We start from the raw sequence: 24,299 nt of genomic DNA, 5'->3' as shown, positions 1-24,299 counted from the left end.
TTCTTTTCTGTTGTATTTCCGGAAATTTCGGGATAAAAGCGGATTTGTATTTATATTTTTGAGGATAAAAAGTTAAATGGACAATCTCAAGGCCAAAGGAATAGTACTGGCGGCCACCGGTGTTTTTATAATAAGCTTTGATGCCCTTCTTGTCAGAATTGCCTACACAAATATTTGGAATATTATATTCTGGCGGGGAATCTTTATGGGGATTTCACTCACTGCTTTTCTCATTTTCAGAGACGGTTTTAACAGACTTCTGGATTTCAGAAGCAACTGGTTCAAAACTCTTCTGTCTTCAGCAATTTTTGTTGTAAGCGGTGCCGGATTTGTTCTGTCTGTTGAAAATACAACTGTCGCCAATACAGTTGTTATTCTCAGTATGGCTCCGCTTTTCGCCGCACTTTTCACAAGAATTTTTCTGGGAGAACCGGTTAAAAGTAAAACGTGGATTGCCATGATAATCTCACTTATAGGCGTTATAATAATTTTTCAGGATTCTCTGGGAAGTTTAAATTTAAAGGGGGATATCATAGCTGTCATAACAGCCGCTTCCATGGGTCTTAATCTCACATTTCTGAGGAAAAATCCGGAATTGAAAAGAACTCCGATTGTCTGTATCAGCGGCTTCATGCTGGGATTTGCTTTTCTGCCGCTGGCTGCACCTCTTGATATGGGTGTTAATTCTTATATTGTGCTTGGAATCATGGGGCTTTTTCAAATGCCCATGGCAATGATTTTTATGGCAAGCGCCACAAGATATATTACTTCGCCGGAAGCCAGCATGTTTCAGCTGATAGAATCTGTGCTTGGGCCTGTCTGGGTTTGGCTTGCAATTGGTGAGAAACCGCCGGAAGCCACTTTCATCGGTGGTGCAATAATACTTCTTACTCTCTTTGTTCACTCTTATACCGAACTAAAACGCAGAAAATCCAAACCGGATATTCTCCAATAAAAAAGCGGAGGTTTTCCTCCGCTTTAAGTTATTGCTGCATATTTTCCATTTCCACGGGAAAACGCTCATCCATTTTGCCGGGCTGGATACTGCTGTCAGTAAAATTATCCATTCCTACATTCTGATGCATATATCTGAAAGCATTTCTCATTTTTACAGTCATATTGTCAGTGGAATTGTCCTGACTGCAATAATATCCCATATATTCACCCATTCTAAGAGACGTCTGCACCATATTCCTGTATGATGAATTATCCCTTGCTCTGGCCACAAAGTCCTCAAATACTGCATTGCCGGAAGGAAGGCCAAGCTCCTGCATTACCTGGTTTCTCGCCTCTTCAAAGGTCATGTTGTCATTGTCATTATTCATATAGTACCAGTGAAGCGATGTAAAAGGTGAGATTACCCTGTATGAATCGTTGTCCATAGATACCATTGTCAGATTATTTCTCAGCATCTCTGAAGTACCGTTGTCAAAATGCTCATAAGTTTGATTAGCAATCCCCAGTGCCACAACTGCACATTGGGATGCATTGTCAGGTAAACTTAAAGAATAATTGCCGTTTTCGTCTGTCCAATCCACTGTGACTTCATTGTAATCTTGTTCCAGATTGTTATTACAGTCGAGGAAAACTTTAGCGCCATCCAGATATCCGTCCACTACCACACCGGATAGAGTTGAATCCGTGGTTGATCCTGTGCTGTCTGAAGAACTGCTGCCGCATGCAGAAAGCGTGAACAGTAACAGAACTGTTGCAATCCCTAAAATAAGTTGTTTAAAATATTTCATTACTACCTCCTTGTTTTTTCTTGTGTACTGAACGAAAGAAAAACAGAAACGTTACAAATTTTTTATCAGAATGTAACTTTTTTGTTGCTCACACGTCTTATACCTGAATACAAATATACAAAATTGTGTTGGTAAATTAAAATATACGGCTATATTAAAACAATGAGCGAGAATATATGACTTTTGATAAATTTTACTCGGAAACCAAAGACGGTTTTTTCAAATATCTGTATTATCTCTGCAGCGACTATGAAACAGCCAGTGACATATTCCAGGAAAGTTACTTCAAAATGTATCAAAAATACCAGGATAATCCAAACAAAGGACTGTTATACAAAATAGGCAAAAACGCTTTTCTGGATACAAAACGCAAAAAAAGGGAAGTATATGTAGAACAGGATTTTTTGTCCTCTTTTAAAGATGAGCACAATAACGTATCAGCGGAAAAGGAAGATGATTTTCTTGAAAAGATGCTTGCAAAACTGGACGATGAAACAAAACATATCTTCACACTTAAAATCATTAATGATATGAAATACAGGGAAATCGCCGAAATAACAGGGCATTCCGAAGCTAATATAAAGGTTATAATACACAGAGCCAGGAAAACTCTGAAAAAACACTTCAAGGAGGTTTAGCTATGAAGGAGTTTTTAGTTTCTCAATTTATAGATGATGAACTTAACTTAAAAGAGAAAAAACTGTTTGTGGAGAATGTGCACAAGGAGGAAGAGTTTTACGAAGAAACAATATCCTCACTTGATTTTGAGATGGTAATGAAAAACAAGATTTCAGAAGTACAGACACCCCGTCTGGATATTCCGAAAGGAAAAAAAGCACCGTCTTATAAAAATCTCACACGCTTCACACAACTGCTTGCTGCTTCTATAATCATTATTTTTGCCTTGAGTATTTTCAGTAATCAACCGGCTACTCAAAAGGCAGAGAAATTTGTAAATTACAGGTTTGTAATATACAAGCCGGAAGCTGAAAAAGTGGAGATATCCGGGGAGTTTACTAACTGGAAGCCGTTAAAATTAAATGAAGTAAGTCAGAGCGGTTACTGGGAAGCTGAAGTAAAACTCAAGCCCGGTGAATACAAATATTTTTACCTGATCAACGATAAAAAAGTTGTTGCTGATCCCACTTCAATATATAAAGTAGAAGACGGATTCGGCAACAAAAACAGTATATTGAAGGTTAATGCATGATAAAATTAAAAGTTGGTACAATTATTATACTTTTTTTAGCAGTAACAGCATGCTCAAGGCATTACGTCAAGCAGTCGGAAGACTCTCTTTCGTTTTATTACAATGGAAATGGAGCAGAGAAAGTCATCTTCTATTCAGACATAAACAATTATGCCGGCAGTCATTTCAAAAGAAATGAGGGATACTGGATATATACCTTAGACAAACCGGCAAATGTAGAAGAAATAAAGTTTTTTTATAAAGTGGACGAGAAGGTATATCTTCCTGAATGCATGATGAAAATTAAAGACGAATTTGGCGGAAAATTATGTATTCTGGAATTTTAATGTAACCAAAGCACAGTTAATCCGTTTTATATTTAAAAGGTTATTGGAGGAAGCAAAATGAACAAAATAACAATAACAGCTGCTTTTCTATTGAGCATAGTATTGAATACATTTGTCTCTGCCGCGGAAGTGAAAATGGATGAGCTGATAAGCAATACTCCCGCCGAATTGCAGAATCAGGTGCGTCAAGCCGCAACTGAGTCAAGGGAAGTTGCTGAAACATTACAGAATATGTACCAGCACGGATACAGCAAAAGTACCGTCAGCAATTTCCTTAACAAGGTGGAAGATTACCAGCAGCGGGGATATCCTGTCAGTGATTTAACAGATAAAGTAAACGAGGGTATAGCAAAAAATGTAAGAGGGCAGATGATTAGCCGTGCTTTGAACCAAATGGCTCAGAGGCAGGAGTTCGCATCAAAATTTGCAGCTCAGTTTGCATCAAAGAAATCTGTCAGGCAGCAGATTGAAGAAAATGTGAAAGAAGCTATGGCAGCCGGTATGAAAAAAGAAGATATCCAGGCAGTCGGCAGTATGCTTAATCAAAATATGCAGCAAAACCGCAATATGTCTCAAATGGCAAAAGAGGTTACGGAAACAGCTAAAACCATGAGTAGACTGGGAGTGCAGTCATCACAAATCAATGGAGTTTTGAATCAGGCAATGCAGCATAATTTTACTCATCAGGAAATGAGCCAGATGAGACAAAGCTTCAGAGAAAATTTTTCAAGCACCCATACCGGCAGATTTACAGAAAATGTGTCCAAAAGTATAGGTGCCGGTTACAGAGGCGCTTCTGCAGTGGGGCATGCCGATGGAATGAACGGCAGTAGAGGCGGTATGTCAGGCTCCGGACAGCAAGGTGCCGGCGGAATGAGTGACGCCGGAGGTATGGGAGGTCACGGTGAAGGTTCCGGTTCGGGTGGTAACGGCGGTGGCGGAGGCAACCGTTGATAGTTAAACGTTCAATGTTCGTGAAAGTGGAAGTAAACATTTATTTATAGTTGCTTTTGGCTATTCGGGTAAACTTATCACTAATTCTCCACTCAACCCGTACACGATTCAACAAATTATTACTTCCCCACTTCCGCTTCAAGACGGTCTATCACCTCTTTTTGTCCCTGCAGCGTAAAAATAACATAGGTGCCTAAAAATTCCCTGTTCACAATCTTCAGATAATATATGCCGGCAAGATATTCCAGATGGTTGATTTTATCGTACCCTATTTTTACAGGTTTTTTATAGAGTTTTGCAGTATCAATTACCGTTGCATCGTTAAGTGCCCGGTTTGCACTCTCGGTATACGCTTTTACAAGTCCTCCGGTTCCCAGAAGTATCCCACCGAAATATCGGACGGTAAAAACAGCCGTATTTATTATATCATTATGGTATAAAATATTCAGGGTGGGTTTGCCGGAAGTATTTTTCGGCTCACCGTCATCCGTACAGTTTTCATCTATCTGCTGATCTTCCTGCAGATGCCTGTATGCCCAGACAATATGCCTTGCCTTGGGATGCTGCGTTTTCAGTTGTTCGAGTTTACCTTCAAAATTTTTATAAGGAACAACGTATGATATAAACTTTGACTTTTTCACCTCGTATTCCCCATAGCCTTCTTTTATCACCGTATACATCTATTAGTAAACCCCATCATCTCTCATTCATTTACTGATTAATATATCATTTCGCAATAATATGCAATTCTCACAAAATTGGCACCAGCTCAACAACGAGTAAATCCTTGAAATTTTTACATTAAATTTTATTATTAATTGTAATTGTTTAATTAGTCTTAAAGGTTTACAGCATATGCTCCATAAATTTGCAGGAGGTTCATATGACAGTTGAAAACATTAATTCTCATGGGCACGATACTTTTGAAATCAGAGGAAAGAATGTAAATATTTTTACGGATCCTTTTCAACTGACTACTGAAAGCAAGGCTGATATTATTTTGGTTACTCATTCACATCATGATCACTGCAGCCCTGATGACATTGCCAAACTGTTAAAAAATGATACGGAAATTGCCGCTTCACAAGATTGCAAAAGTAAAATTAACGGCAGCGTTACGGCAATGAAACCCGGTGACAGTGTTGAAATAAAAGGAGTAAACATTGAAGCAGTGCACGCTTACAATATCGGGAAAGACTTTCACCCCAGAGAGAATAACTGGCTGGGCTTTATCTTTGATTTGGACGGCACCAGATATTATCTGGCCGGGGATACGGACTTTATCCCTGAAATGAAAAATTTAGAAGATATAGATATAGCTTTTATCCCTGTAAGCGGCACATATGTAATGACGGCTGAAGAAGCCGTGGAAGCAGCCCTTGCAATCAACCCAAAACTGGCTATCCCCATGCACTACGGTGCTATTGTCGGCTCAGAAAGTGACGCTGCACTGTTCAAGGATAAACTGGAAGGGAAAATACCGGTAAAAATTCTTGATAAAATTTAATTATTTGTGCTCGTAACCTTTTGATGATATGCTTACCCGTTTCTTTCCGTTGTCCAGGAATACGCCGGAGCCTTTTTGCGTGTAACCAATATCGTACACTTCGATTCCTTTTTCTTTAAGAGAGTTATCAACGGCGTGTTCCTTTTTTGCTGTAAAAAGAAGGGCAAATTCTTCTCCGGAATTAATGAAATAATCAACTTTATCCACATCAAACTGCTTAAGATGTGAAAACGGAAGCCGCTTTTCTTCTATAACTATTTTCACACCGCTTTCTTCGCTCAAATGAGAAGCATCCCTGCCAAGCCCGTCGCTTATATCTATACAGCTTGTAACAGTACCTACATTACCCAGAACTTCTCCAAGTTCCTTCTCAGCCATCATTTTATAATGCTGATAAGCATCGATATCAAAGTCAGAACCGAGTTCTTTTTCAAGGGAAATACGTGCCAGCCCCAGCGGTCTGGAAAGATATACTCTTTCACCTTCCCCCGCTCCGCTTCTGGAAAGTAAAAAACGCCCCTTTTTACCTATAACGGTCAATGAAACAAAAAGATCATTTGAGGCAGAGGTGGTGTCTCCTCCTATAACCTCAACATCATACAGACCGGCTGATTTTTTTATTGCTTCGATTATATTCTTTTTCTCACCTTCCCTTGCTTTGGGGACAGCAATTCCCAGCAGAACATATTTTGGATTACCCCCCATAGCGGCAATGTCGCTGATATTTGCTGAAAAGACCTTCAAAACAACATGTTCTGCAGGAGTAGTTTTTAAGAAGTGAATTCCTTCACATACAATATCCTTTGCCGCAAGAAAGTTATCGAAGAGCGCAGCATCATCCCCGATCCCCGGCGTTGAATCACATCCCTTACATTTTTCCTTCAATAATTTAATAAATTCAAACTCTTTCATAACTCCTCAACAAGCTCTCTGAGTATTCGCGTTTCCCGATAAGGATTTTCAGACGCACATATGGCAGAAACAACGGCAATACCGTTTAAACCGGTATTTTTCAGCGAATCCACATTTGTTCTGTTAATACCGCCTATACCCACCGACGGAATATCTGCCGCAAAAGCTAATTCCCTTATTTTCCCCTTATCCAGAATCTCCCTTAAATCCCTTTTGGTTGAAGTATCGAAGATAGGCCCTATACCGATATATGCGGCACTGCAGGAAGCAGCATACTTAACATCATCGGAATTGTTACATGAATATCCGTAAAAAAATTCACCGAACTCATTCCCGGCAATATCAAGCGGTATGTCCTTATCTCCCAGATGCACCCCGTCTGCTGCCAATATCCTGGCTATATCAAGTCTGTCATTCACAATAAAGGGGATGTTGCTGTTTCTGCAAAATTCGGCAGCCCTTTTGCCGTTCTCCGCTCTTTTTCTTGCAGGCACATTTTTATCCCGAAGCTGAAAAGCTGTTATCCCCCCTTCAATCACCTGCTCCATAAATTCATCAAGTGGAAGCTTGAGCATGGAGCTCTCAAAAACAAGATAAAGTTTCAGGAAATCTGCTACTTCTGATCTATTTTTACTGCACATAATTTACCACACATTGTACACGAATTGATATCCATATTCTGTCTGAACCTGGATCTGGCTTTTTCAGGATCCACCGAAGTTTTAAACATACCTTCCCAGTCCAAATTCTTTCTGTATTCGCTCATTTTAATATCCCTCTGCAAAGCCCCTTTCACACCTTTTGAGATATCAGCGATATGGGCAGCTATTTTAGAGGCAATCACACCTTCCCTGACATCATCTTCATCCGGCAGACAGAGGTGCTCGGCGGGCGTAACGTAACACAGAAAATCAGCTCCGGCCGATGCGGCAATTGCCCCTCCGATGGCACTCGTTATATGATCATACCCCGGCGCGATATCCGTGGGAAGAGGCCCAAGTATATAAAACGGAGCATTGTTACACAAGCTTTTTTGCAGCTTCATGTTCGTCTCAATCTGGTCAAGCGGTACATGACCCGGACCTTCGATTATTACCTGTACATTTTTTTCATAAGCCCTTTTGGAAAGCTCACCTAAAATAATTAATTCATCAATCTGGGGTCTGTCTGTAGCATCCGCTATTGAGCCCGGCCTGAAGCCGTCACCGAGGCTCAATGTAACATCATATTTGTAAGCAATTTCAAGCAACTCGTCAAAATATTCATATAACGGATTTTCTTTACCGTTTTTCCTTATCCAGTCGGCGAGAATTGAACCACCCCGGCTGACAATGCCGCAAACCCTGTCACTTGCATCCATCCTTTTTACAGATTCTTTTGTTACTCCACAGTGAACCGTTATGTAATCTATCCCCTGCCGGCATTGCTCATCTATCGATTTGAGAAGTTCTTCACCGTCCATCCTGTGGGTTGGAATATCTTCATCCGCCATTTTTGCAGCCACTGCATACAGAGGCACTGCACCCACCATCACAGTGGAATTTTTAAGTATACTCATCCTCGCTTCATTGAGGTCATCGCCCGTGGAAAGATCCATCACACTGTCAGTGCCGTATTTCAGAGCAACCTCAAGTTTCCGCACCTCTCTCTCTATGGAAGGGCAGTCACCGCTGGTACCGATATTGGCATTTATCTTTGTTTTTAAGCCCTGACCTATGGCCATAATGTTCTTAAAATCATGGTTTATATTTTTGGGGATTACGGCCACGCCTTCGGCTATTTTCTTTCTAATTTCCTCAGCAGCCAGGTCTTCATGTTTAGCGGCAATTCCCATTTCAGGTGTAATCCTGCCCTTTTTTGCAGCTTCAAGTTGTGTCATAAGCAATCTCCTCAATTTTTAAAGCTTTGAATAATTCAGGAAGCGCGGCTTCAGTCGGCAAAGTTTTTTAAAACTCAGCATTTAGAAGTTTGCGGGACTAAAGTCCCACTTCCAAAAATATGAAAAAGCACATTGTTCAAAGCTTACATTTTGCATACTAAAACAAAAAAACCACCTGACACCGACGCGCCAGATGGTTTTATTATAAACTCACCCGTTCCCTGCGCCGGAATTACCCGATCAGGTTCGAGGGGTATTTTCTCAGCCCAGAATGAGCACCCCCACGGTTTCCCATATTTAATTTATTATAATATATAAATATATTTTTTAAAGGTAAAATCAGAATTTAACAGAAAAACCCCTGAATTCACCTGTGTATTCCTTTTCAATAATGTCAAGATCATCTACATACGCCATACTCGGGCCGGCTTTCAGACTGCTGCATAATTCGTTCAATGCTCGGTCATCCCCTTCAGCAACTACTTCAACCGTTCCGTCAGGCAGGTTTTTTACATAGCCTTTAATTCCCAGTTTATCAGCTATACTTTCAGTAAAAGCTCTAAAACCAACTCCCTGTACTCTGCCCTTAACAATAATCTCATATCTCGGCATGAACTACACCTCTTTTATACCGTCAAAACCTTTCTGGAGGGCTTCCCTGTTTAGCGGAAGAAGATCATGATGTCTTTTGCTCAATGCACTTTTCAGCATATCTTTGGCAACATCAATATCAAAAAGCTTTGAGACCTTCAAAAGACCTCCTATCATCACCATATTTGAAATTTTCGGACTGCCCAGCTCATTAGCAGTTTTAGTAGCATTTATTCCATAAAAGGTAACATCCTCTCTGGTTAAATATTCTTCCGAAACCAGAGATAAGTCAACCACCGCTTTGGCGTTTTTTTTGAATTTAGGTTGAAACTTAACAAGAGAAGGGTAGTTCATAATAAGTCCGTAAAGAGGATTGGATATTATCGGAGAGCCTATTTCCTCACTGGAAATCACAACAGCACAGTTTGCCGTTCCGCCCCTCTGTTCGGCTCCGTAAGACGGAAACCATGTCACATGCAGGTCGCTGTGAACTGCCATATGTGCCAGAATCATACCCGCACTCAATATCCCCTGTCCGCCGTGACCGGCCATTATACAGTCAAAATACATTATTCTTCTCCCCCGATATCTTTAAATACTCCGAGCGGGTAATAACTTTCCATAGCATCGCCCACCCACCTAACGGCTTCAGCAGGTGTTTTACCCCAGTTAGTGGGACATGCAGAAAGTATTTCAACAAAAGAAAACCCTTTGTTTTCCTTTTGAAGACCAAAGGCATATTTAATAGCTTTTTTAGCTTTGTTAATATTTTTCGGGTCAGTTATCTTCACCCTTGCTGAAAAAACAGGGGCATCAAGACCAGCTATAAGCTCAGCCATTTTAAAGGGGAACCCGTCAGTAGCTGTCTTTCTTCCTTTCGGTGTTGTTGTTGTAACCTGTTCGGGCAATGTCGTTGGTGCCATCTGCCCGCCCGTCATGCCGTAATTGGCGTTATTTACAAAAATAATCGTTATATTTTCACCTCTTCCGGCCGCATGCATTATTTCACCCATGCCTATGGATGCAAGGTCTCCGTCTCCCTGATAGCTGAAAACAGTCAAATCACTTTTCACCCTTTTAATTCCTGTGGCAAGGGCCGGAGCCCTTCCGTGGGGAGCTTCAATGATATCCGTATTGAAATAGTCGTAAAGCAGAACCGCACAGCCAACCGGTGCAACTCCGACTGTTTTTTCCCTGAGATCAAGCTCGTCCAGAGTTTCGCCAACCAGTCTATGTATTACACCATGCCCGCATCCCGGGCAGTATATTGTCTTCGCATCAAGAAGACTTTCAGGCTTCTTAAAAGCAACTGTCATAACGCCTCCTTATTTCAGGCAGGAAAGTATTTTATTTTCAATTTCCTCAGGGCTGAATGTTTCCCCGCCCGGCTTGCCTGCAAAATCTATCTTCTCATCATTCTGAACAGATAATCTTACGTCAAAAAGCATCTGCCCTCTGTTCATTTCAACAACCAGTATTTTTTTCGATTGGGATGCAGCTTTTTTGAGCTCTTCATATGGGAATGGATGAACAGTCACAGGTCTGAACAGTCCAACATTATGCCCCTTTTCTTTAAAATTTTTCAGAGCTGTTTTGGCAACCCTTGCAGCTGTTCCAAAAGCCACCACAAGGACATCATATGCGCCTTCCTCGTAACTGTACTCTGTTTCATTTCTGCTTATAAGTTTAAACTTATTTTCCAAATGAAGGTTGTGCTCCAGCAGTGTACCCTCGGCCAGTCTTAACGATTTAACAGAGCGTGGGTCCCTTGATTTTGCGCCGGTTAACTCCCAGCCTTCATCAGTTTTTCCTTTTTCCTTAAATGGCGGTAAAATAACCGTTTCCGCCATCTGTCCCAATGCACCGTCACCCAGAATTATTACAGGGTTTCTGTATTTTTCGGATATCTCAAAGGATCTGTATGTCAAATCCACAGCCTCCTGTACTGTATGAGGAGCGTAAACAATCAGGTCATAATCACCGTTACCGCCGCCCCGTGTGGCCTGATTGTAATCGCACTGACTAGGGCCGATATTTCCCAGTCCTGGGCCGCCTCTGGTAATATTCACAATAACAGCAGGAACTTCTGCTCCACACATGTAGGAAATACCTTCCTGCATAAGAGCTATACCGGGGCTTGATGACGTAGTCATACAACGCTCACCGGTTGATGCTGCTCCGTAAACCATATTTATAGCTGCTACTTCACTTTCTGCCTGCACAAAAGCTCTTTCAAGATCGGGCATCCTTGCAGACATATATGCCGTTATTTCATTCTGAGGGGTTATGGGATAACCAAAGTATCCTTTTAACCCAGCTCTTACGGCAGCTTCAGCTATTGCTTCATTACCTTTCATGAGTATTTTTTCAGCCATTTCCAGCTCCTTGCTTTGCAGGCTTGTTAAGTGTAAAAACCAGATCAGGACACACGACAGCGCAGCTTTTACAAACTATGCAGCTTTCATCGTCTATGCATTCGACATAATTATAGCCTGCCTCATTAAATCTGTTTGAAAATTGTAAAATATTTTTTGGGCAGACATCTATACATAGTCCGCACCCTTTGCATTTTTCAGTATTTATGTTAACCTTTTTCATATTACCTCCGATTCCTGCGGCTGAAACTCCGGCACTATAAATATATTTGACAAAAAATTCAAGTTAAAGCTGAGTCTGCGTCGTTTAAAACTAAAGTATAAATATACTAAATTAAAATTTAGCTGCAAGTAATAATATAAATTATTGATGGTTGAAAGAGCGGTGGTTAAAGGTATTTTGAGGTGGTTGAGGTTAAGGAAATTTATAAAGTTGTATGCACGGTTGGCAGATAAACTAATTCTTGAAAAAGAATCAGCTTTAATATAAAACAAAGCAGCTTTTAAACATTGGTATTCAGGAGTAAAAGATGAGAGTTGCTGTAATTGGAACAGGTTATGTCGGGCTGGTGACGGGCTCATGCCTGGCAGAATACGGTATGTATGTCACTTGTGTGGACATAGACAAGGAAAAAATAGATAAGTTAAATAACGGGGAAATACCCATTTATGAGCCGGGATTAGAGCCGATAATAGAAAAAAATGTAAAGGAAGAGAGGCTCAAATTCACCACAGACATCGATGAAACAATAAAAAACAATCTGGTGGTTTTTATAGCAGTTGGAACACCACCAAAAGAAAACGGGTCAGCCGACTTAACATTTGTAGAGAATGTTGCACGCAAAATTGCAGAAAACCTAAACGGATATAAAGTGGTTGTGGACAAAAGTACCGTACCTGTTGGAACAGGCCAGCATGTTAAAAAAATAATCAGAGATGTCGCCGGGGAGAGCAAAAGATTTGATGTGGTCAGTAACCCGGAATTTTTAAGAGAGGGCGCTGCTGTTCACGACTTTATGAAACCTGACAGGATAGTCATAGGTGCAGAGAGTGAAGAAGCTGTTGCCATTATGAAAGATGTTTACAGTGCCCACTATCTGAATGAAGCACCTTTTGTTATTACAAACATCGAGACAGCGGAGATGATAAAATATGCATCAAATGCTTTTCTGGCTTTAAAAATCACTTATATTAATGAAATCGCGAATCTCTGCGATCTTGCCGGAGCTGATGTGCATAAAGTCGCTAAAGCAATGGGAATGGACGGCAGGATTAGCCCTAAATTTCTGCACCCCGGTCCCGGCTATGGGGGCTCCTGTTTCCCTAAAGACACCCAGGCCTTGGCTTATATTGCAAAAGAGTACGGATATGATTTCAATCTTATTAACACCACCATTAAGGTTAATGAGCAGCAGAAATTCAAAATGGTTGAAAAAATTGCCCAACTGCTTGAAGTTGATCATACAAAGGAAAATGCTTTTGAAAATCTTACCATCGGGGTTTTGGGCTTATCTTTCAAGCCTAATACCGATGATATGCGGGAATCCCCGTCTATTACAATAATTAACGAAATAGTCAGCAAAAAGGGCAAAATTAAAGCATTTGATCCCATTGCTACCGATAATGCCAAGAAGATTTTCGGCAATTCAATAAACTACTGTGAAGATGAGTATTCCGCTGTTGAGGGTGCGGATTGTCTTGTAATACTGACTGAGTGGAACCAGTTCAGAAAGCTTGACATGCAAAGAATAAAAAATTTGATGAAAAAGCACTACCTGGCTGATTTAAGGAATATTTATGAGCCGGAAAAAATGCATAAACTCGGATTTAAATACACGAGTGTAGGGCGGGGTTAATTTAAGTTTTATGGATAAAAAGTTTATACGAAATTTTTCAATTATTGCACATATAGACCACGGTAAGTCTACCCTGGCTGACCGTCTGATAGAGCATACTGGTGCATTGGAAAAGCGTTTGATGAAAGAACAGTATCTTGATCGCATGGATATAGAAAGGGAAAGAGGAATAACAATCAAGGCACAGACAGTCAGGCTGCATTACAAAGCTGATGATGGCAGCATTTATCAGCTGAACCTCATAGACACGCCGGGGCACGTGGATTTTACTTATGAAGTATCGAGAAGTCTTGCAGCATGTGAAGGTGCTTTAATTGTGGTGGACGCTTCCCAGGGAGTGGAAGCACAAACAATTGCCAATGTCTATATGGCAGTGGACCAGGGGCTTGAGCTTATACCCGTAATAAACAAAATCGACCTGCCCAGCGCTGAGCCGGAAAAGGTAAAAAAAGAGATAGAGGACTTTATAGGTTTAGATGCCTCCGAAGCAATCCCTGCCAGCGCAAAAGACAATATAGGGACAAAAGAGATAATGGAGGCAATTGTTAAAAAGATACCTCCACCTTCAGGTGACGGAACAAAACCCACCAAAGCCCTTGTCTTTGATTCCTGGTACGACCCCTATCAGGGTGTAATAATACTTGTGAGGCTGTATGACGGCAATATCAGGGTAGGCGACAGCATTAAATTTTTAGCGACGGGTAGAGAGTATGAAGTGGACAAAATAGGGGTGTTTAATCCTCTGCCTATTTTCGAGGAAGAACTTTATTCCGGGGAAGTTGGTTTTATTATGGCCGGAGTGAAAAGGCTGAAAGATGTAAAAATAGGGGATACTATAACACTGGTAAGTAATCCTGCAACCGACTTACTGCCGGGGTTTAAAGATGTGAAACCTGTTGTTTTTTGCGGGATTTATCCAGTTGATACAAAAGATTATGACGACTTGAGAGATGCTCTGGAAAAGCTGATTTTAAACGACAGCTCAATAACATTCGAACCTGAAAATTCAGTCGCTCTGGGCTTTGGTTTCAGATGCGGATTTTTAGGTTTGCTGCACATGGAAATTATACAGGAAAGGCTTGAAAGGGAATACGATCTCAATCTTATAACAACTGCCCCCACCGTTGTTTACCATGTTTTCAAAAAAGACGGAGAAATGGTTGAAGTGGACAGTCCGGTTGATCTGCCGGAGGTTACGGAAATTGAAAAGATAGAAGAGCCGTTTATAAGAGCAACAATAATACTACCCAGCGACTTTGTGGGGCCGGTGATTCAGCTTTTACAGCACAGAAGAGGCATCCAGAAAAACATGAATTTTCTCTCTGAGACAAGAGTCATTCTTGAATACGACATTCCTCTGGCAGAAGTTGTCATGGATTTTTACGATAAACTGAAATCATCATCGAAAGGATACGCTTCATTTGATTATGAGCCGGCGGGTTACAAAGAATCGGATATGGTAAAACTGGATATTCTTATCAATAAAGAGCCTGTGGACGCATTAAGCATAATTGTACACAGAGATCAGGCTTATTACAAAGGTAAGGAACTCGTGGAAAAATTAAAAGAAGTAATACCGAGACAGATGTTCGATGTTGCAATACAGGCGGCTCTGGGTAATAAAATTATAGCCCGTTCAACTGTAAAGGCTTACCGTAAAAACGTTACGGCCAAATGTTACGGAGGTGACATCACCCGTAAGAAAAAACTGCTTGAAAAGCAGAAGGAAGGCAAAAGGCGCATGAAACGAGTAGGTAAAGTTGATGTCCCTCAGGATGCTTTCCTTGCAATTTTAAAGATCGGCGATGACAGTTAGTGAGGAAAAATATGGCAGAAAAAGAACATAAAAGTAAATTCAGAGATACCTTTGATTCAATTATTGTAGCTTTTGTAATTGCAATGATCATAAGAGCTTTTTTTGTACAGGCGTACAAAATACCCTCCGGCTCTATGCTCAACACACTTTTAATAGGTGATCATATTTTGGTCAATAAGTTGGCGTATTCTTTCAGTAAGCCTGATTACAAAGATATAATTGTTTTTGAATACCCCCTTGACCCGTCCAAAGATTTTATCAAAAGGGTTATCGGCACACCAGGTGATGAAATCAGACTGGACGGTAAGAACGTGTATCGGAACGGGCACCTTTTGAAAGAAAAGTACGCACGATATACAGACTCAAGTCAGCTAAGCACTTTTTTGGGGAACAGATTTCACACAGAAAATTTTACTGTCCCTGAAGGGAAATATTTTGTCATGGGTGATAACAGAGACTCCAGCTTTGACGGAAGGTACTGGGGATTTGTTTCCAGAGATATGATAAAGGGTGAAGCTTTTATCATATACTGGTCATGGGATACAAGAGACGGTATTGATATCCGATTTAACAGAATTCTAAATCTTATTAATTGAAAAATTTTTTATTTTAATGCTATAATTAAAAATATAAGGCAGACAGTGGTACTGAGTCTGTAATACTTATGATATATGTTTAGGCGGAATCATATATCAGGATTGGACAAAGTTACATTTAATCCCGATTTAAAAAACATTTTCACAGGAAAAGCCAATGATATTTAGGATTATAAAAATAGCAGTCATTGTCATTTTCATCTACCTTGCTTTTATCCTGACGCTACCTTGGATAAAATATTACATATTCAAATCCGCTACACTTGAAATTATAAGTAATGACGAAAAGATTTCACGAAAAGCACTGACCGACAGTATCAAAGAGCAGGCTCATGATCTGAATATAACACTCGGGAAAAATGCTATAAAAATAGAGGATTTAGGAAAAGCAACCTCTTACACCGTTCAGTATTCTGATAATGTGAGCATACCTTTATTGAAAAAAAACATTATATTTAAACATAAAATTGAGCAAATAGAACCGATAGAGGGTGGAAATGTCTCTGAAATTTGACAGAATTCTTTTAAAACTCAGCGGCGAAGCCCTTATGGGCAGGCTGAATTATGGTATTGACGGCGACACGGTAAAGTACATTGCCGAAGAGATACAAAGCATTCATAATCTCGGCGTAAAAATAGGTGTTGTAATAGGCGGAGGCAACATTTTCCGAGGTGTATCTGAATCAGCCAAAGATATGGACAGAGTATCGGCTGATTATATGGGGATGCTGGCCACGATAATGAATTCCCTTGCGCTGCAGAACGCCCTGGAAACATTAAACGTACAAACACGTGTTCAAACGGCTATTGAAATGAGAGAGATTGCTGAACCCTTTATCAGGCGGAGAGCCATGAGGCACCTTGAAAAGGACAGAGTGGTTATTTTCGGTGGAGGAACGGGCAACCCTTATTTTACAACAGATACAGCCGCAACGCTGAGGGCATCGGAAATTAATGCCGAAGTTGTCATGAAGGCAACAAAGGTTGACGGCGTTTATTCCTCCGATCCTGTAAAAGATCCGGATGCCACAAAGTATTCCACAATAAAATATCTGGATGTGTTAAACAAGGGATTGAAGGTTATGGATTCAACTGCTATTAGTATGTGTATGGACAACAGCATACCGATAATAGTATTCGATCTTTTCGGTAAAGGTAATTTAAAAAGAGTTGTTACCGGAGAAAAAATAGGAACATTGGTGGAGGGATAGCCATATGTATAATGATGTAATCAAAGATTTAAAAAAACAAATGAAGAAAACACTTGAACATTACAGGGATGAGCTGAGAAGTGTCAGGACAGGCAGGGCTTCCGTTACTATGTTTGACAATGTAAAGGTGAATTATTACGGGTCTCCGACTCCGGTTTCACAGGTTGCCACATTGCAGGCGCCGGATGCGAGACTTGTAACAATTCAGCCGTGGGATCCCAATATGATTGCTGAAATTGAGAAAGCTATTCAATCGAGCAACATGGGATTCAACCCATCCAATGACGGGAATATCATACGCGTTCCCATCCCTCAGCTTACTGAAGAGAGGCGTAAAGAGATAATGAAAATGGTTAAAAAAATGTCGGAAGAAGCCAAAATCGCTATAAGGAACGAGCGTCGAAGCGGTAACGAGGATATAAAAAGATTAGAAAAGGAAAAAGAAATCTCTGAAGATGAAGCCAAGAAAGCTTTGGAACAAATTCAGAATCTAACGGATGAATATATCGACAAAATTGATGAGCTTACAAGCAAAAAAGAAGACGAGGTAATGCAAATATAATGGAGTCCTTGCCGCGACACGTTGCTATCATCATGGATGGCAACGGCCGATGGGCTAAACGCAGGGGTCTGCCGAGGATTTTTGGTCACAGGGAAGGCGTAAAGGCTGTAAAGCGTATTGTAAGTCATGCTGCAAAATGCGGGATTAAACATCTTTCTCTTTTCGCTTTTTCCACTGAAAACTGGTTGAGACCTGCTGAAGAAATAAACGCCCTGATGAAAATATTGAGCGAGTTTATTGATAAAGAGCTCAATAATATCATTAATGAAAACATTAAGTTGACCGTTTCCGGACGTACCGATATGCTCCCTGCAAATGTCATTGCCAAGCTTGATAACGCACTTCACCTGTCAGATTCAAACACCGGCCTTAATTTGAATTTATGCCTCAGCTATGGCGGAAGACATGAAATAATTGATGCTGCTGTTAAATTTGCCCGGGATTATTCAAACAATAAGTTACAGCTCGAAGATGCCGATAAAATTTTTGAGAATTATTTATATAACCCGGACATACCGGATGTTGATTTGTTGATAAGGACAAGCGGGGAAAAGCGCATAAGCAATTTTATGCTTTGGCGGCTTGCATATGCTGAACTTTACTTCACCCAGACATTGTGGCCCGGCTTTTTTGAAGATGAGTTCGATCTCGCTTTGGAAGAGTATGCTGCAAGAATTAGGCGTTTCGGCAAGACAGATGAACAAATACACAAATAAAATGAGGAGCGTTTTTGAGTAATCTTTTAAAGAGAGTATTGACTGCCGTATTAATCATTCCTCCTATTATTATTGCCATTATTTACTTTAATGATGTCGCTTTTTTTATCGGGCTTGAAGTCATTATACTGATTGCAACAATAGAGTTTTCTTCTTTATTGACTAAATCGGGGTTATCGTTTCTTCGGTTCCCGACCTTTATTGGAGCATTCCTTATCCCTTTTGCATTTCTGATGAAGGATCTTAACATTTTTCTTTTCACTGTTTTTCTTGTTTCCTTTCTATCGCTTGTTATAAAGCTTTTTGGTTCAAAGCCTCTGGATGACAATTTCAAAACCGTATCTGTCACTATGCTGAATGTTTTCTATATACCCTTTTTTCTCTCTTTTATTCAACTTTTGAGACATTTCAGTTATCATCATATATTCTACCTCCTGATCATAATCTGGATTAGCGACACTTTTGCTTATTTTTTCGGGACAAAATTCGGCAGAACCAAACTTTATAAAATAATCAGCCCCAAAAAAAGTGTCGAAGGCCTGATAGCTGCTTTTGCGGGCGGCATTATCGGTGGGCTAATTTATTCAAATATTTTTGGTCTCTTCAACATAATGCATACAATAGTTACTGCACTGCTAATTGTAGCATCCGGCTCAATTGGTGACCTAATCGAATCCATGTTTAAGCGGCGCGCCGGCGTTAAGGACAGCGGGAATCTTTTTCCCGGCCACGGAGGGATGCTGGACAGGCTGGATTCTCTGATATTCGCTGCTCCGGTGCTTTATTTCTATTTAACACTGGTAACCAAATTATGAAGAATATCGGAATAATAGGGGCAACCGGTTCAATCGGCATCCAGGCCGCAGAAATTATTTATAAGCACAGTGAATTTTTTAATGTCAAGTTTTTATCCTGCCACAACAATGTAAACGAGTTATTGGACCTGATTTCCCTTCTTAGACCTGAATATGCAGTTATTACAGGAGATAAAACTATTCCTGAGGGCTTAACCGAGACAAAAATTCTGTATGGCACACACTCCCTGACAACATTAATTTCCGAGTTGTCCGGAGAACTGGATATTGTATTATCCGCTGCTGTCGGTTTTGCCGGCATTATGCCAACGTACACTGCGCTAAAAAATGGTGTGGATGTTGCACTCGCCAACAAAGAGTCTATAGTGACAGCTGGCAGGACAATGATTCAGACCGCAGAAAAAGCCAATGCCTCAATAATACCTGTTGATAGTGAGCATTCAGCAATTTATCAGTGTTTAAAAGGACACGATAAAAATTTTGTTGATAAAGTTATACTTACTGCAAGCGGTGGTCCCTTTAGATATCGACCTTCTGACTCAATGGATTTTGTAAATATTAACGAAACATTAAAGCATCCCAACTGGAGTATGGGCAATAAGATCACGGTTGACTCTGCTACCATGATGAATAAAGGCCTTGAACTCATTGAGGCACATTATCTTTTTAATATAGCACCGGAAAAACTTGATGTTTTCGTCCACCCACAGAGCATATTTCACTCAATTGTATCTTTTATAGACGGCAGCAACCTGGCACAGATAGGACTGCCTGATATGAAAACACCTATTTCCTATGCACTTGGATTTCCAGACAGATTGGACTGGGGGGCTGAACCGTTAACTCCGCAAATTTTGAACGGATTAACATTTTTCAAGCCGGATAAGAAGAAATACCCTTGTTTTGAAGTTGCTTTGGACGTTTTAAAGGAAGGGAAAAACAGCCTCATGATTGCAATGAATGCTGCTAACGAAATAGCTGTTGATACTTTTTTAAGCGGTTCAATTAAGTTTACTGACATACATCGGGTGATAAGAAATACATTAGAACTTTTTGAGCCGCGGGATATCTCAAACATTGACGAAATTGTTTCATTGGATAATGTAGTCAGAGAAAATGCAATGAAAATATCAAAAGATTTTGGAAGGTAATATATGTCTATACTTGCTGCAATAATTGTTTTTGGATTACTGATTTTTTTCCACGAGCTGGGTCATTTTTTGTTCGCAAAACTTTTCGGCGTGTATGTTGAAAAGTTTTCAATAGGATTCGGACCGGCACTGTTCACAAAAAAGGCAAAGGAAACTGAATACAGTATTTCCGCTATTCCGCTGGGCGGGTATGTAAAAATGTACGGAGAGAATCTTAATGATGAGGTGGAAGAATCTATGACCCACCGGTCTTTTTCCCACAAGTCAGTCGGTAAAAGATCTCTTATTGTTTTAGCAGGTCCGGTCTTTAATTTTCTTCTGGCCTTTTTGCTTTTCAGTCTGGTAAATGCGATTGGGACACCCAAACTAAAACCCGTTATCGGCAAAGTGCAAAAAGATATGCCTGCTGCAGCTGCTGGACTTCAAGAAGGAGATGAAATACTGAAAGTGAACGGGAAAGCGATCACCTACTGGCAACAGATAAGTGACAGCATAAAAAGCAATCCAAATAAATCTGTCTCCCTTCTTATAAAAAGGGGTGATGAAACAATAGAAAAAACGATTATACCAACAGTTGCCGAGGTTAAAAATATATTCGGGGAAAAAATCAAAGTCAGCTTGATAGGTATTGCACCATCCACGAAAAGTATCATTACAGTTAGGCATAATCCCATTAAGGCGGTGTATCTTGGAGCTTTTAAAACCTATGAAATTACAAAACTGACAATTGTGGGTATTGTCAAAATCTTTCAACAGGTCGTTCCTGCTGATAATATAGGCGGCCCTATCCTTATTTTCCAGATGGCCAAGGAAACAGCTGCCGCCGGCATTAACAGCCTCTTGCTTTTCATGGCTGTAATAAGTATCAATTTGGCAATTTTAAATCTGCTGCCTATTCCGGTTTTAGACGGCGGTCATCTGTTGTTTTATGGAATTGAAGCTGTTAAAGGAAAACCTGTCAGTCTTAGAACCCGGGAGGTAACACAGATGGTGGGGTTAGCTCTGTTGCTGGCGCTTATGGTCTTTGCCTTTTATAATGATATTACACGTATTATTTCAAAATAGTAGCTCATTCTCTTTTTTCTGGGAATTATACTGGCATTTGGTTGGAAGAGGTGTGGGTTTACCGTTTTCACCAACATTCACAAAAGTAAGTTTCGTAGTAAACACTTCGTCCTGTTGTGCTCCCGCTTGATTGGTATAAACTTTTGCAATATAAGTTACAGAAGTTTTTCCTGTACTTTGAGGCTTGATAATAAAGCGTAAAATTGAACCGTTTTCTATCCTTTTCTTGAAGTTTATTTCATCCATCGCGACAGTAACAAAGGTTGAGCCGGGAAAATCAAGTGTGGCGGCCATCCATCCGAACTCGTCAAGCCATTTGAGCAGGACCCCGCCAAAAAGGTACCCGTGGTGATTCAGGTGCTCAGGTCTTACTAACCGGAAATTTTCCATAACATTTATTTGCTTCCAAATTTCCCTGAAAGTTTTTCGGCAGCATCAACAATCACGGGTATAACTTCCTTTTCAATTCTCTCTTCGCTGAGTCTTTCCAATGGAGCGCTGACACTGATTCCGGCGATGACATTGTTCATAAAATCAAATATCGGAGCTCCTACACATCTTACACCCATCTCATACTCTTCATCATCTACGGCGTATCCCTGTTCTTTGACTTTTTCAAGTTCCTCTTCGAGTTCATCAACGTCAGCGATAGTATTGTCCGTTACCTTGGTAAGCCCTTCCTTGTACAGACGCTCAATCTCTTCATTGGATTTATATGCAAGCTGAGCTTTGCCCGTAGCTGTTGCATATGCCGGTCCCACATTTCCGATCCGCGGCAGCACTCTGACAGCATGGTCTGTCTCCACCATATTCAGATAAACCACATTTCCGTCTCTTAACACACTGATATAAACAGATTCATTAAGTTTCTCTTTGACCAACGTCAATATCTGGACTGAAATCTCAATCAGATTCAGCTTGTTTATATAAGCCTGGGAAATCTGGAATGTCTTCACGCCGAGCCTGAAGTTACCAGTATATCTGTTATATTCTACATAACCGAACCCTTCAAGTGTGGCCAAAAGTTTATTAACATTACTCCTTGTAAGACTGAGTTTGGCGCCGACCTCACTCATACTCAGTTCACCTTCAGTGTCCCCTAAAAGGTCAAGAATATCAATGGCATTATTTACCGCCTGAACAGCATATTCGGATTTTTCTCTTTTCATCATAGTCACCTTTCAATAAAATATAGTTTTATTTTAACTCTCATCTCTTTTTTTGTCAACAAATGAATTATAGAACTCGTTGTAATATCAAAAAATTTTTTATTCCACAAGTCTTAATTTACAGCCACACTGCAATTTCATCTACACTTTTTCTTTTTTTATCTTTAAATTTGACATTTTCTGAAATGTAGCCGAAAGGTACCATCAGTATAGGATCTTCATCTTTCAGCTTAAGTGCATCTGCAACAATTCCTGCATCAAAAGCCCCTACATAGCAGGTACCAAGACCCTCTTCGGTTGCAGCAAGAACAAAATAATCTGTGACAATAGTAACATCACACATCAGATAATCTTTTCCATCCTGACGCTTCCAGTTTTGCCCCTCTAAACCTGTAAACACCGCCACATGTGGTGCATTTTCAAACCATTTTTTCGGATACGCACTATTAATTTCTGATCTGGTTTCTCCTTGGGATACTAAATAAACTTTCCACGGTTGGAAGTTGACTGCACTGGGAGCAAGCCTTGCTGTTTCCAGTATTCTTATAACCGTATCCTTTTCAACCTGTTTTGGTTGAAATGATCTTACACTGTATCTTTTTTCAAACAGATTTTTAAGTCCCATTGATTTCACCTCCAAAATATTCTATACTGATAATACGTTAACATAAGGAGGCAGATAATGTCATCAAAAGTTTTTTATTCTACCATGCAAAATAAAGGCCTGCAGTCTCCGTTGAGTAAAATAACAAGACTTCTCAATAAATGTGACCCCAAATCAAAATACGGCAGCAAACAACTTGTTGCGGTAAAAACTCATTTTGGAGAATACGGTAACACAGCATTTTTAAAGCCGGTCTATCTCAGGCCTGTTATCGAAAAACTTAAACAGTTGAAATGCAATCCGTTTTTGACAGATACAAACACACTTTATGTAGGGATGAGGACAAACACTGTCGACCACCTGCACAATGCTTTTCTTAACGGTTTTAACTATTCAACCTTTCAAATTCCGGTTGTTATAGCTGACGGACTAAGGGGGGAAAATTCTCTTGATATTCCTGTAGATGGGGAACTGCTTGACCATGTTAAAATTGCATCGGATATTTATAATGCTGATGCCATGGTTGTAGTTTCGCATTTTAAAGGGCATGAGTTGACAGGGATAGGCGGTGCTGTAAAAAATATTTCCATGGGGTGTGCCAGCCGACAGGGTAAATTGATTATGCACTCCACCTCCAAGCCTGTTGTACATAAAGAAAAATGTACCTCCTGCGGGCTTTGTGCAGCTAACTGTGCTGCTGATGCTATTGTATTCGGACCCAAGGCGGAAATAACTCAAGCATGCACCGGTTGTACCCGATGCGTAGCCGTTTGCCCTGAAGGTGCTATTGGAATAGACTGGAACGAAAGCTCAGACAATACTCAACGGAAAATGGCTGAATATGCAAAAGCAATTCATGATCATTTTGAAAATAAAATGATATACCTAAATTTTATTACTGATGTCGCACCGACTTGTGACTGTTTTCCGGCTAATGACACTCCGGTCTGTCCTGATTTGGGCTTCCTCGCTTCCACTGACCCTGTGGCAATAGATAAAGCTTCCTTTGATTTGGTTGCTAAACACTCTCCGGGCGGTATTGATCCTTTCGGAAAAATTTACGAGGAAATTGACCCAATAATACAATTAAAACATGCTGAGAAAATCGGTCTGGGTTCGACATCTTATGAAATCAAAATGGTTAAATAATTTATCGATGCTGTTAGTAAAAACAGATAGTTTCTTCAATGATCATTTCAGAAGTTCAATCATTACCGGCTGATCGTTGATTAGCCGGTA

General features: G+C 40.3%; 30 protein-coding genes and 1 riboswitch. Of the genes, 17 read left to right on the top strand and 13 right to left on the bottom strand.

Annotated features, from left to right (window positions below; all coding sequences use genetic code 11):
• Positions 1–76 precede the first annotated feature (76 nt).
• The gene (locus tag UMU13_RS01145) at positions 77–955 is read left to right on the top strand and encodes a DMT family transporter (protein ID WP_328216479.1); all 879 of its coding nucleotides are present in this window, start codon (positions 77–79) and stop codon (positions 953–955) included.
• 28 nt (positions 956–983) lie between these two features.
• Here UMU13_RS01145 and UMU13_RS01140 read toward each other — a convergent pair whose 3' ends face one another.
• A complete protein-coding gene (locus UMU13_RS01140; protein WP_328216477.1) occupies positions 984–1,745 on the bottom strand; it encodes a hypothetical protein in 762 nt (253 codons plus the stop codon).
• Positions 1,746–1,921: 176 nt separating this feature from the next.
• Between UMU13_RS01140 and UMU13_RS01135 the strand changes: the two genes are divergently transcribed.
• The 4 genes from UMU13_RS01135 to UMU13_RS01120 are packed head-to-tail and all read left to right on the top strand — an operon-like array spanning position 1,922 to position 4,235.
• The gene (locus UMU13_RS01135; protein ID WP_328216475.1) at positions 1,922–2,383 is read left to right on the top strand and encodes an RNA polymerase sigma factor; all 462 of its coding nucleotides are present in this window, start codon (positions 1,922–1,924) and stop codon (positions 2,381–2,383) included.
• A gap of 2 nt (positions 2,384–2,385) precedes the next feature.
• Entirely contained in the window at positions 2,386–2,955 is a 570-nt protein-coding gene (locus tag UMU13_RS01130) for a glycogen-binding domain-containing protein (RefSeq protein ID WP_328216473.1), read from the top strand.
• Positions 2,952–3,281: a hypothetical protein gene (locus UMU13_RS01125; protein WP_328216472.1), complete on the top strand. Its 330-nt coding sequence runs from the start codon at positions 2,952–2,954 to the stop codon at positions 3,279–3,281. Before UMU13_RS01130 ends, UMU13_RS01125 begins: the two co-directional genes overlap by 4 nt.
• Before the next feature lie 57 nt (positions 3,282–3,338).
• Positions 3,339–4,235: a hypothetical protein gene (locus tag UMU13_RS01120; RefSeq protein WP_328216470.1), complete on the top strand. Its 897-nt coding sequence runs from the start codon at positions 3,339–3,341 to the stop codon at positions 4,233–4,235.
• A gap of 119 nt (positions 4,236–4,354) precedes the next feature.
• Here the strand turns inward: UMU13_RS01120 and UMU13_RS01115 are convergent, their stop codons facing one another.
• A complete protein-coding gene (locus UMU13_RS01115; RefSeq protein ID WP_328216468.1) occupies positions 4,355–4,915 on the bottom strand; it encodes a YigZ family protein in 561 nt (186 codons plus the stop codon).
• 203 nt (positions 4,916–5,118) lie between these two features.
• Between UMU13_RS01115 and UMU13_RS01110 the strand changes: the two genes are divergently transcribed.
• On the top strand, positions 5,119–5,742 hold the full coding sequence (locus tag UMU13_RS01110; RefSeq protein ID WP_328216466.1) for an MBL fold metallo-hydrolase: 624 nt from the start codon (positions 5,119–5,121) through the stop codon (positions 5,740–5,742).
• On the opposite strand, the gene thiL is transcribed toward UMU13_RS01110, so the two are convergent.
• From thiL to UMU13_RS01070, 8 genes are all read right to left on the bottom strand, one after another.
• Entirely contained in the window at positions 5,743–6,654 is a 912-nt protein-coding gene (thiL, locus tag UMU13_RS01105) for a thiamine-phosphate kinase (protein WP_328216463.1), read from the bottom strand.
• Complete coding sequence (thiE, locus tag UMU13_RS01100) at positions 6,651–7,295, bottom strand: thiamine phosphate synthase (protein WP_328216461.1); 645 nt, start codon at positions 7,293–7,295, stop codon at positions 6,651–6,653. The genes thiL and thiE overlap by 4 nt, the downstream gene beginning before the upstream one ends.
• A complete protein-coding gene (gene thiC, locus UMU13_RS01095) occupies positions 7,268–8,533 on the bottom strand; it encodes a phosphomethylpyrimidine synthase ThiC (protein ID WP_328216460.1) in 1,266 nt (421 codons plus the stop codon). The genes thiE and thiC overlap by 28 nt, the downstream gene beginning before the upstream one ends.
• A gap of 201 nt (positions 8,534–8,734) precedes the next feature.
• Positions 8,735–8,826, bottom strand: a riboswitch (TPP riboswitch).
• 46 nt (positions 8,827–8,872) lie between these two features.
• Positions 8,873–9,145, bottom strand: a complete 273-nt coding sequence (locus UMU13_RS01090) for an acylphosphatase (RefSeq protein ID WP_328216458.1) — start codon at positions 9,143–9,145, stop codon at positions 8,873–8,875.
• 3 nt (positions 9,146–9,148) lie between these two features.
• Complete coding sequence (locus UMU13_RS01085; protein ID WP_013885244.1) at positions 9,149–9,694, bottom strand: 2-oxoacid:acceptor oxidoreductase family protein; 546 nt, start codon at positions 9,692–9,694, stop codon at positions 9,149–9,151.
• A complete protein-coding gene (locus UMU13_RS01080; RefSeq protein ID WP_328216454.1) occupies positions 9,694–10,440 on the bottom strand; it encodes a thiamine pyrophosphate-dependent enzyme in 747 nt (248 codons plus the stop codon). Before UMU13_RS01080 ends, UMU13_RS01085 begins: the two co-directional genes overlap by 1 nt.
• A gap of 9 nt (positions 10,441–10,449) precedes the next feature.
• Positions 10,450–11,499, bottom strand: a complete 1,050-nt coding sequence (gene vorB / locus UMU13_RS01075; RefSeq protein ID WP_328216453.1) for a 3-methyl-2-oxobutanoate dehydrogenase subunit VorB — start codon at positions 11,497–11,499, stop codon at positions 10,450–10,452.
• Positions 11,492–11,722, bottom strand: a complete 231-nt coding sequence (locus UMU13_RS01070; protein ID WP_328216452.1) for an indolepyruvate ferredoxin oxidoreductase subunit alpha — start codon at positions 11,720–11,722, stop codon at positions 11,492–11,494. The genes vorB and UMU13_RS01070 overlap by 8 nt, the downstream gene beginning before the upstream one ends.
• 307 nt (positions 11,723–12,029) lie before the next feature.
• On the opposite strand from UMU13_RS01070, the gene UMU13_RS01065 reads away from it, so the two are divergent.
• The 10 genes from UMU13_RS01065 (at position 12,030) to rseP (ending at position 21,287) form a co-directional block, all read left to right on the top strand.
• Entirely contained in the window at positions 12,030–13,355 is a 1,326-nt protein-coding gene (locus UMU13_RS01065) for a UDP-glucose dehydrogenase family protein (RefSeq protein ID WP_328216451.1), read from the top strand.
• 10 nt (positions 13,356–13,365) lie between these two features.
• Complete coding sequence (gene lepA / locus UMU13_RS01060; RefSeq protein WP_328216450.1) at positions 13,366–15,171, top strand: translation elongation factor 4; 1,806 nt, start codon at positions 13,366–13,368, stop codon at positions 15,169–15,171.
• A gap of 11 nt (positions 15,172–15,182) precedes the next feature.
• Positions 15,183–15,767, top strand: a complete 585-nt coding sequence (gene lepB / locus UMU13_RS01055) for a signal peptidase I (protein ID WP_328216449.1) — start codon at positions 15,183–15,185, stop codon at positions 15,765–15,767.
• 157 nt (positions 15,768–15,924) lie between these two features.
• Positions 15,925–16,281: a hypothetical protein gene (locus UMU13_RS01050; protein ID WP_328216447.1), complete on the top strand. Its 357-nt coding sequence runs from the start codon at positions 15,925–15,927 to the stop codon at positions 16,279–16,281.
• The gene (gene pyrH / locus UMU13_RS01045) at positions 16,265–16,978 is read left to right on the top strand and encodes a UMP kinase (RefSeq protein ID WP_328216446.1); all 714 of its coding nucleotides are present in this window, start codon (positions 16,265–16,267) and stop codon (positions 16,976–16,978) included. The genes UMU13_RS01050 and pyrH overlap by 17 nt, the downstream gene beginning before the upstream one ends.
• A gap of 4 nt (positions 16,979–16,982) precedes the next feature.
• Positions 16,983–17,540: a ribosome recycling factor gene (frr, locus tag UMU13_RS01040; protein ID WP_328216445.1), complete on the top strand. Its 558-nt coding sequence runs from the start codon at positions 16,983–16,985 to the stop codon at positions 17,538–17,540.
• Positions 17,540–18,256 (top strand): isoprenyl transferase, encoded by a 717-nt coding sequence (locus UMU13_RS01035; RefSeq protein WP_328216444.1) that lies wholly within the window; start codon positions 17,540–17,542, stop codon positions 18,254–18,256. The genes frr and UMU13_RS01035 overlap by 1 nt, the downstream gene beginning before the upstream one ends.
• A 14-nt stretch (positions 18,257–18,270) precedes the next feature.
• Positions 18,271–19,071 (top strand): phosphatidate cytidylyltransferase, encoded by an 801-nt coding sequence (locus UMU13_RS01030; protein ID WP_328216442.1) that lies wholly within the window; start codon positions 18,271–18,273, stop codon positions 19,069–19,071.
• A complete protein-coding gene (dxr, locus tag UMU13_RS01025) occupies positions 19,068–20,222 on the top strand; it encodes a 1-deoxy-D-xylulose-5-phosphate reductoisomerase (protein WP_328216441.1) in 1,155 nt (384 codons plus the stop codon). The genes UMU13_RS01030 and dxr overlap by 4 nt, the downstream gene beginning before the upstream one ends.
• Positions 20,223–20,225: 3 nt before the next feature.
• Positions 20,226–21,287 carry an RIP metalloprotease RseP gene (gene rseP, locus UMU13_RS01020; protein ID WP_328216440.1) on the top strand — a complete coding sequence of 354 codons (1,062 nt, stop codon included), beginning with the start codon at positions 20,226–20,228 and terminating at the stop codon, positions 21,285–21,287.
• Here the strand turns inward: rseP and UMU13_RS01015 are convergent.
• The 3 genes from UMU13_RS01015 to UMU13_RS01005 all read right to left on the bottom strand — a co-directional run bounded on the left by UMU13_RS01015 (position 21,279) and on the right by UMU13_RS01005 (position 23,081).
• On the bottom strand, positions 21,279–21,677 hold the full coding sequence (locus UMU13_RS01015) for an acyl-CoA thioesterase (RefSeq protein WP_328216438.1): 399 nt from the start codon (positions 21,675–21,677) through the stop codon (positions 21,279–21,281). The genes rseP and UMU13_RS01015 overlap by 9 nt on opposite strands.
• Positions 21,678–21,682: 5 nt before the next feature.
• Entirely contained in the window at positions 21,683–22,459 is a 777-nt protein-coding gene (locus UMU13_RS01010; RefSeq protein ID WP_328216436.1) for an IclR family transcriptional regulator, read from the bottom strand.
• A gap of 115 nt (positions 22,460–22,574) precedes the next feature.
• On the bottom strand, positions 22,575–23,081 hold the full coding sequence (locus UMU13_RS01005; protein WP_328216434.1) for a nitroreductase family protein: 507 nt from the start codon (positions 23,079–23,081) through the stop codon (positions 22,575–22,577).
• Between the two features lie 57 nt (positions 23,082–23,138).
• Between UMU13_RS01005 and UMU13_RS01000 the strand changes: the two genes are divergently transcribed.
• A complete protein-coding gene (locus UMU13_RS01000; RefSeq protein ID WP_328216433.1) occupies positions 23,139–24,209 on the top strand; it encodes a DUF362 domain-containing protein in 1,071 nt (356 codons plus the stop codon).
• Positions 24,210–24,299: the final 90 nt, after the last annotated feature.

The organism is Flexistipes sp. (genome assembly GCF_036172515.1).
In the GTDB taxonomy this organism is placed as follows: Bacteria; Chrysiogenota; Deferribacteres; order Deferribacterales; family Flexistipitaceae; genus Flexistipes.
This window is presented reverse-complemented; position numbering and strand designations above follow the sequence as displayed.

Excerpts from the sequence above, each read along its gene's own strand:
- UMU13_RS01145 (WP_328216479.1), top strand. The coding sequence starts at position 77 with ATGGACAATCTCAAGGCCAAAGGAATAGTACTGGCGGCCACCGGTGTT.
- UMU13_RS01140 (WP_328216477.1), bottom strand. The coding sequence starts at position 1,745 with ATGAAATATTTTAAACAACTTATTTTAGGGATTGCAACAGTTCTGTTA.
- UMU13_RS01135 (WP_328216475.1), top strand. The coding sequence starts at position 1,922 with ATGACTTTTGATAAATTTTACTCGGAAACCAAAGACGGTTTTTTCAAA.
- UMU13_RS01130 (WP_328216473.1), top strand. The coding sequence starts at position 2,386 with ATGAAGGAGTTTTTAGTTTCTCAATTTATAGATGATGAACTTAACTTA.
- UMU13_RS01125 (WP_328216472.1), top strand. The coding sequence starts at position 2,952 with ATGATAAAATTAAAAGTTGGTACAATTATTATACTTTTTTTAGCAGTA.
- UMU13_RS01120 (WP_328216470.1), top strand. The coding sequence starts at position 3,339 with ATGAACAAAATAACAATAACAGCTGCTTTTCTATTGAGCATAGTATTG.
- UMU13_RS01115 (WP_328216468.1), bottom strand. The coding sequence starts at position 4,915 with ATGTATACGGTGATAAAAGAAGGCTATGGGGAATACGAGGTGAAAAAG.
- UMU13_RS01110 (WP_328216466.1), top strand. The coding sequence starts at position 5,119 with ATGACAGTTGAAAACATTAATTCTCATGGGCACGATACTTTTGAAATC.
- thiL (WP_328216463.1), bottom strand. The coding sequence starts at position 6,654 with ATGAAAGAGTTTGAATTTATTAAATTATTGAAGGAAAAATGTAAGGGA.
- thiE (WP_328216461.1), bottom strand. The coding sequence starts at position 7,295 with ATGTGCAGTAAAAATAGATCAGAAGTAGCAGATTTCCTGAAACTTTAT.
- thiC (WP_328216460.1), bottom strand. The coding sequence starts at position 8,533 with ATGACACAACTTGAAGCTGCAAAAAAGGGCAGGATTACACCTGAAATG.
- UMU13_RS01090 (WP_328216458.1), bottom strand. The coding sequence starts at position 9,145 with ATGCCGAGATATGAGATTATTGTTAAGGGCAGAGTACAGGGAGTTGGT.
- UMU13_RS01085 (WP_013885244.1), bottom strand. The coding sequence starts at position 9,694 with ATGTATTTTGACTGTATAATGGCCGGTCACGGCGGACAGGGGATATTG.
- UMU13_RS01080 (WP_328216454.1), bottom strand. The coding sequence starts at position 10,440 with ATGACAGTTGCTTTTAAGAAGCCTGAAAGTCTTCTTGATGCGAAGACA.
- vorB (WP_328216453.1), bottom strand. The coding sequence starts at position 11,499 with ATGGCTGAAAAAATACTCATGAAAGGTAATGAAGCAATAGCTGAAGCT.
- UMU13_RS01070 (WP_328216452.1), bottom strand. The coding sequence starts at position 11,722 with ATGAAAAAGGTTAACATAAATACTGAAAAATGCAAAGGGTGCGGACTA.
- UMU13_RS01065 (WP_328216451.1), top strand. The coding sequence starts at position 12,030 with ATGAGAGTTGCTGTAATTGGAACAGGTTATGTCGGGCTGGTGACGGGC.
- lepA (WP_328216450.1), top strand. The coding sequence starts at position 13,366 with ATGGATAAAAAGTTTATACGAAATTTTTCAATTATTGCACATATAGAC.
- lepB (WP_328216449.1), top strand. The coding sequence starts at position 15,183 with ATGGCAGAAAAAGAACATAAAAGTAAATTCAGAGATACCTTTGATTCA.
- UMU13_RS01050 (WP_328216447.1), top strand. The coding sequence starts at position 15,925 with ATGATATTTAGGATTATAAAAATAGCAGTCATTGTCATTTTCATCTAC.
- pyrH (WP_328216446.1), top strand. The coding sequence starts at position 16,265 with ATGTCTCTGAAATTTGACAGAATTCTTTTAAAACTCAGCGGCGAAGCC.
- frr (WP_328216445.1), top strand. The coding sequence starts at position 16,983 with ATGTATAATGATGTAATCAAAGATTTAAAAAAACAAATGAAGAAAACA.
- UMU13_RS01035 (WP_328216444.1), top strand. The coding sequence starts at position 17,540 with ATGGAGTCCTTGCCGCGACACGTTGCTATCATCATGGATGGCAACGGC.
- dxr (WP_328216441.1), top strand. The coding sequence starts at position 19,068 with ATGAAGAATATCGGAATAATAGGGGCAACCGGTTCAATCGGCATCCAG.
- rseP (WP_328216440.1), top strand. The coding sequence starts at position 20,226 with ATGTCTATACTTGCTGCAATAATTGTTTTTGGATTACTGATTTTTTTC.
- UMU13_RS01015 (WP_328216438.1), bottom strand. The coding sequence starts at position 21,677 with ATGGAAAATTTCCGGTTAGTAAGACCTGAGCACCTGAATCACCACGGG.
- UMU13_RS01010 (WP_328216436.1), bottom strand. The coding sequence starts at position 22,459 with ATGATGAAAAGAGAAAAATCCGAATATGCTGTTCAGGCGGTAAATAAT.
- UMU13_RS01005 (WP_328216434.1), bottom strand. The coding sequence starts at position 23,081 with ATGGGACTTAAAAATCTGTTTGAAAAAAGATACAGTGTAAGATCATTT.
- UMU13_RS01000 (WP_328216433.1), top strand. The coding sequence starts at position 23,139 with ATGTCATCAAAAGTTTTTTATTCTACCATGCAAAATAAAGGCCTGCAG.